The sequence below is a fragment of the Acinetobacter sp. TUM15064 genome (assembly GCF_008980265.1).
Taxonomy (GTDB): domain Bacteria; phylum Pseudomonadota; class Gammaproteobacteria; order Pseudomonadales; family Moraxellaceae; genus Acinetobacter.
Map to the genome: position 1 here is coordinate 1 of NZ_BKFU01000110.1, position 5,370 is coordinate 5,370.

The 5,370-nt window shown below is 34.6% G+C and carries 6 protein-coding genes and 1 pseudogene; 3 read left to right on the top strand and 4 right to left on the bottom strand.

Annotated elements, in window-relative coordinates; translation table 11 throughout:
* Nucleotides 1-97 precede the first annotated feature (97 nt).
* Nucleotides 98-1,399 (bottom strand): TonB-dependent siderophore receptor, encoded by a 1,302-nt coding sequence (locus GBI16_RS17505; protein WP_151707564.1) that lies wholly within the window; start codon nt 1,397-1,399, stop codon nt 98-100.
* Nucleotides 1,400-1,686: 287 nt separating this feature from the next.
* Entirely contained in the window at nt 1,687-2,181 is a 495-nt protein-coding gene (locus GBI16_RS17510; protein WP_086210207.1) for a hypothetical protein, read from the bottom strand.
* A gap of 193 nt (nt 2,182-2,374) precedes the next feature.
* Here GBI16_RS17510 and GBI16_RS17515 point away from each other — a divergent pair, with 193 nt between their 5' ends.
* The 3 genes from GBI16_RS17515 (at nt 2,375) to GBI16_RS17520 (ending at nt 4,609) form a co-directional block, all read left to right on the top strand.
* The gene (locus GBI16_RS17515) at nt 2,375-3,058 is read left to right on the top strand and encodes a tetratricopeptide repeat protein (protein WP_151707565.1); all 684 of its coding nucleotides are present in this window, start codon (nt 2,375-2,377) and stop codon (nt 3,056-3,058) included.
* A gap of 57 nt (nt 3,059-3,115) precedes the next feature.
* Entirely contained in the window at nt 3,116-3,286 is a 171-nt protein-coding gene (locus GBI16_RS18750; protein WP_162622360.1) for a hypothetical protein, read from the top strand.
* Nucleotides 3,287-3,820: 534 nt separating this feature from the next.
* Complete coding sequence (locus GBI16_RS17520) at nt 3,821-4,609, top strand: pseudouridine synthase (RefSeq protein WP_086210209.1); 789 nt, start codon at nt 3,821-3,823, stop codon at nt 4,607-4,609.
* 62 nt (nt 4,610-4,671) lie between these two features.
* Here the strand turns inward: GBI16_RS17520 and GBI16_RS17525 are convergent, their stop codons facing one another.
* Together GBI16_RS17525 and GBI16_RS17530 are read right to left on the bottom strand one after the other, a co-directional pair.
* Complete coding sequence (locus tag GBI16_RS17525) at nt 4,672-5,046, bottom strand: hypothetical protein (protein ID WP_151707566.1); 375 nt, start codon at nt 5,044-5,046, stop codon at nt 4,672-4,674.
* Nucleotides 5,047-5,115: 69 nt separating this feature from the next.
* Nucleotides 5,116-5,365 (bottom strand): annotated as a pseudogene (locus GBI16_RS17530) (hypothetical protein); the annotation flags it as partial.
* Between the last annotated feature and the right edge of the window lie 5 nt (nt 5,366-5,370).

Consider the following 5,370-nt stretch of genomic DNA (forward strand, 5'->3'; position numbering starts at 1 on the left):
CTGGACAAAATGACTCCAGATGAGTTTTACTATGACCAGCTACCACAACAAAATAAGGTAGCTTAACTAGAGCAGAGTATCACTTATAAATAAGCTTTTAGTTGTTCAAACATGTGGGACCACCTCTTAGTGAATAATCCTTAGGATGTGTAATTATATAATTCTGATTTTCAAAAATATTTCCAATATAGCCATCTGCTGTTAGACTACCATTCCAATAATAATTAGAATTTTGAACAGTGCTATTTGTATAACCTAAACCCGTGTTTAGTTCATGCTTAACACTACCTGTTGAAAAATTCCCTGCAAGAACAATCTGATTAATAAAGCTTTTTTCAAGATATGCAAACTGATATAAACTTCCAGTGTAATCGCCTGATGTGTTGGTTAAATAATTAAAAACAAGATTGGATTGCTGTAGTTTACGCGTATATCCAACTTGATAATCAAGTGACCAATCTGGATCAAATTGCCAATTTATTGCTGTATTAGCGGTAAATAACTTAGTCTTATAAAATGAATTATCGACGATTAACTTATCATAGTCATACGTAGCTTTAGGCAAACCATCTGTTAATTTACTTAAAGAAAATATTGGTGGTTCATGTTCAGTTTTCTTATCTTCATAAGAAATATTTGCTTTCCAGGTTAGGTTATCTGAGATTTTCTTATCTAAAGCTAATGATGCTATGAAACGATTTTGATCACTGCCATTATATGCTTCGCCTTTCTCCCCTCCAAGAGTAACCCTATAGTCCATATCAATAGCATCTACATGATCGCTATGATCAACCAAAACATTAAATAATGTTGGATTACGGTAGCCAACCGTAATATCAGTTTCAGGATTTTCTTTAGCACGTTTTAATTGATAACTGATGGCACCACCTGGTGAGCCAAACCCATACATAAATCCTGTTAACCCCTTCAGTACAGTAACACTATCGGCAAACTCTGCTGGGTAGTCACCACCCCAATTGAGACTCATCGGCATTCCATCAATATAAAAGTTTTTTACTCCTAAACCGCGAACTGATGTGCCCCACCAGTTAGTAGCTTTTGCTGCACTTTGACTATAGACAGCAGGATCATTAATAAATATTTGACCAACAGTATCAGCACCTCTTTTTTCTATATCGCTGCTATCGACCACTGTAATAGAAAATGGTGTATCTAAAATTGATTTGTTACCCAGCACACCAGTTTGTGTTTTTTTACTTAAATTAGAAGTCGATTCCTGAGCTTTTAAATTAATGACAGGTAAGGTCTCAGGAGAATTGTTATCTTGAACTGTATCAATCGTATTCTGTTCGGCAAAAGATGGATGTATAAAACAAATATTTGTAATTAATATTATTGAGTAAGCTAAAGGCTTCATTTTCATTTTTGAATTATTCACGATCAATATTTACCTTGTGTGTCCATTGGAGAGATTTGACTACCTAATTGCCGCATGTATAGTACAAAAACAAACACCAAACGTAAATGATTTTTATTCTCATTTTATAATTAATACAGCCTCCTAAGCCGAATCAAAAATGATAGACTGGAAGCCCTCACTTGAGAGCTTTTTTTACAACTATAGAAATCACCAAAAAATACGTTCCAGCCCACTAAGCACTAGAACATATATAACTAAGACATTGATACTTATATTAAAGTTTCAAGAGTTTCATATAAGTGCTATTATGTTAAATGGGGCTTCAAAAGCCACTCATGAATTACATTAATTTGATGTTGTATAGCATCTATTAAATGAGGCGAATTTTCGATTGTCCATGTTTCATCGCACCAGTCACAAGCATCATAGAGGTCACCTATCCATTCCGGATAGTAAGCTATGCTATTTTTAAGTCCTCGTGGAGCATCAAGGAATCCACTTTCTAAATTACTAAAAATTGTACATAGTTTAAGAGGGCTTAAATTACCATTTTTATAGTCAGCTAAAACATCTAAAAAGAAATTAGCTGCCATTATTTCAGCCTCTAAACAATTAGATGAAAATTCAGAATCTTTTGCCTGTATTACATTAAGTAATAGTGGTTCATAGTTAGGATATAACTCTAGTAGTTCAACAGGAATACTTTCATTTTTATCAACGTATTCAATTAATTTTTTTATCGTTTCTGAGTGAGAATATTCTCCATAATAAAGTTCTATATATAACGCTTTTAATGTCATTGATTAGTCCAAATGATTCTTTATTTTCTCTAAAATTAGCATAATACACTGATACGAAATTAAAAATGGGAGCTAAAAGCTCCCATTTTTAGATTCTAGGTGAACATAAGTTAAATACATTCAAATTTCCATTCTTATAAAGTATTATTAATAATCTAACGAATTAAATATTATTTCGATTCAAAGGCAGAAAATGAAATTTTTCAAACTTATCGCTATTACTTTTGGGTTGGTCTTTCCCATAGAAATCTTAGCGAATCCAACGTTCTCAGATGATTTATTAAGAGAAGCTGAAAATGGTGATGTGTTGGCACAATATAACCTTGGATGGATGTATGACAATGGTGAAGGTGTTATACAGAATTATGAAAAAGCATTTGAGTGGTATAGCAGGGCAGCTAATCAAGGGTTTGCAATGGCACAGTATAATCTTGGACTGCTGTATCAGAATGGTCAAGGTGTAGAAAAAGATGATCAAAAAGCATTTGGACTATACAGTTTAGTAGCTAATCAAGGATTTGCGATGGCACAAAATACCCTTGGGTTGATGTATTATCGCGGTCAGGGTGTAGCGCAAGATAATAAAAAGGCATTTGAGTGGTATGAAAAATCAGCTATACAGGGAGATGATCTAGCACAGACTAACCTTGCCTTGATGTATGACAATGGCGAAGGTGTTGTACAAAATTATGAAAAAGCATTTGAATGGTATAGCAAGGCGGCTAATCAAGGTAATGCTCAGGCACAGTATAATCTTGGATCACTGTATCAGAATGGTCAAGGTATAGGAAAAGATGATAAAAAGGCACTTGAGTGGTATAGAAAAGCCACTAATAATGGGCACTCACAAGCGAAATTAGTGCTTGCAGAACTTTAAGTTATTCTAAAATTAACATAATGCACGTTATACGAAATAAAAAAGGAAGGAAAGGCTGTGGGAGATTTTTTAATATTTATTGGACTAATCATCAGTATTGTAGGGACGTTTATTGGTCCTCATGTATTTCGTGAAAAAGTAAATAATCATATGGATGCAAAGGCAGCAAGCTTCTTAGGAATGTTACCTGGTGTCTTAGTTATGTTTGTTGGTTCTTTCTTTAAATAAAAACCCTATAGCCATCAAGTATATCTTTAGAGTGAATAGCCACCGATTTTGTAGACACCTTTTAGTTAGTGGTTGGACTACCACCACTCTCCTAGACAAACTTAGTCTATTCTTAAGACCTTTTTAGTAGGAAGCTATGTATTCATAGCTAGGTTCATGGACCAAATATTTTATAAATTGTTGTTTTAGCAACCTAAGTATTTAAATTTATTGTTTATTAAAAATAAATTTAATTGTGAACTAGATTCTAGGTGAACATAAGCAGCTGTTAGCTATTGGAAAAGATAAGTTTTACAACATGGTTAATGCAGGAGATATCCAGCAACCAGTTAGACTCTCTAATAAGGATGTGTTCTAGTATTCCTCCTACGTTAAGAATAAAGTTGAGGAGCATAAGCCTAAATCTGATATAGTAGCCCACAATTTAGTGGGCATTTTATTCCTAATTTTCACCCTACCTCATCCAAAACGGGTACTTAAACGGGTAATCAGGAAACCACATCAGAATTAATTGATATATTTTAGTAGGTTATAATGAAAATCGTCATCTTGAATAAACCCTATGACGTCCTCTCCCAGTTCCGTAAAGATGAAGCACATATGACGATGTCTGACTTTGTCAGCGACTCGACTTTGCGCTTGGCTGGCCGTTTGGATATGGACTCTGAAGGCTTAGTATTTTTAACTGACCATGGTGGTTTAAACCAATACATTACCAACCCTGCCAATAAAAAATTTAAAACCTATTTGGTTCAGGTCGATGGTGATGTCACTGAAGAAGCCCTTGAGCAGTTGCGTAAAGGTGTGGAACTTAAAGATGGTATGACTTTACCTGCTGAAGCATCTAAAGTTGAACAACCTGAATGGTTATGGGAACGTGATCCTCCTGTACGTTTTCGTGCATCCGTGCCGACATCTTGGGTTGAAATTTCAATTTGTGAAGGCCGTAACCGCCAAGTACGTCGTATGACTGCTGCTGTAGGTTTTCCTACTTTACGTTTAATCCGTACTAAAATTGGTGCAATTGATCTGGTTCAAATGGGTTTACAACCTGGTGAAACTAAAGAAATTGAGCCACTTTTATACCCTGACTTTCAAAATATTCCTGCTGAAGAACCTTACCGTTCACGTTCTTATGTGAAAAAACCGGGTGGTACAGGCGGTAAGCCTATGGTTCGTAAGAACAAAGATGGTTCTGTGAAAAAGTCAGGTACAAAGCGTATTTGGCAAATGGACGAAAGCGAGAAGCCAAAACGTAAAACCAATGGTACTACTCGCCCCAATACGAAAGCGCCACGTGGTCGCGGACGTAATGGTCGTTAAGATTTGATTGTTTTAAAGCCCACGAAAGTGGGCTTTTTATCATAAATATCTAAACAATAATTTTATCTCTTTATAATATTTACTCGCTCTGTTTCCCATGAATCTTCAATAAAATATACCTCAATTTCATAATGCTCTTTTATTTGAGAGTTGAATTTATTTGCACAAATAAGAGTAAACTCAATATTTAAAAAATCTAAATTTTTAGATAGTTTAACCAGATCAGGGTCAAGATAAATTACTACATTAATGACTTCATCTACAAAACTTCTTTCACTTATCAAAAATTTTTTATTGTTTACTTCTATCCTAATATCTAAAGCTTCCCCAATACCTTTATTAAATATTTTGAGGTTTAAACTACATAAATTATTGACTTCGTTTTCTTCCTCTGAGTATCCCCCAGAGTATATTTCACACTCACATGAGCTAATCAATAAATTGGGATTGGAAGCATAATTGATTGCATCAAATTGTTTTTGCTGAATTTCTGCTAATTCAGTTTATTGCTTAACACTTTCTCGCATTTCCTCAATTTGCAAATTGAGCGCCTTTTCTTGTTGTTCCAAAGCTCTCGTGTTTTGATCTAACTGCTTACCTTGCTGGATATAACCTAAAATTAACCAAGGAAATGCAATAGGTGCAAAAACACCTGCAAGGAAATCACCTAATTTATTGAGTGATTCTGGTGATTTCAAACTTCCAAATATCCAAGTTAAGCCAATCCCCACCCAACCAAATGACTGAAATTGCTATAACCC